Genomic DNA, 771 nt, shown 5'->3' on the forward strand with positions numbered 1-771 from the left:
TACGGATCAAAGCTCGTTTGCCAGCTCCCCGTAGCTTTTCGCAGGCTACCGCGTCCTTCATCGCCTGTGATCGCCAAGGCATCCACCACATGCACTTGTTCGCTTGACCCTATAACGAGTCTGTCTCTCGACAGTCGCTACAGGTTGAGTTCTCGCGTTGTGCCGTATTCCAAAATCGAGCCGAACAATGAAGTTCGAATCATCTTGAGATACATCGATACAATCACAACCCGGATAACTTCCACGTCCATCTCGAGACGCTTCCGCTATCCAAATTACTTACTTCTTCCAGATTGTTAAAGAACGACAGCCGATATCTGTTGATATCCTCTGACTGGCTCAATCGCCAATGACAAAAACTCGAACAATCGTCATTCGAATGTTTGTCATTGAGGATTGGTGGAGGCAGACGGGATCGAACCGACGACCCCCTGCTTGCAAAGCAGGTGCTCTCCCAGCTGAGCTATGCCCCCATGTACAGGTATTCCTCAGGTGTACCTACCGCCAGACAATGGTGGGTCTGGTTGGATTCGAACCAACGACCCCCGCCTTATCAAGACGGTGCTCTAACCGACTGAGCTACAGACCCCTGAGTCTGTCTTTAATTTACAGCCGATAAGCGTGAGCGCTCAACTTCGCGAGATAGCTCTGGAAAGGAGGTGATCCAGCCGCACCTTCCGATACGGCTACCTTGTTACGACTTCACCCCAGTCATGAATCCTACCGTGGTGACCGTCCTCCTTGCGGTTAGACTAGCCACTTCTGGTAAAA

General features: G+C 51.1%; 2 tRNA genes and 2 rRNA genes. All 4 read right to left on the reverse strand.

Features of this window, described 5'->3' with window-relative positions:
- A 23S ribosomal RNA gene (locus QZM72_RS35490) occupies positions 1 to 109 on the reverse strand; the annotation flags it as partial.
- A 288-nt stretch (positions 110 to 397) separates the two neighbouring features.
- Positions 398 to 473: transfer RNA gene (locus QZM72_RS35495), tRNA-Ala, on the reverse strand.
- A gap of 39 nt (positions 474 to 512) precedes the next feature.
- Positions 513 to 589, reverse strand: a tRNA-Ile gene (locus QZM72_RS35500).
- 63 nt (positions 590 to 652) lie between these two features.
- Positions 653 to 771 (reverse strand): 16S ribosomal RNA (locus tag QZM72_RS35505); the annotation flags it as partial.

The organism is Burkholderia sp. AU45388 (assembly GCF_030481585.1).
In the GTDB taxonomy this organism is placed as follows: domain Bacteria; phylum Pseudomonadota; class Gammaproteobacteria; order Burkholderiales; family Burkholderiaceae; genus Burkholderia; species Burkholderia sola.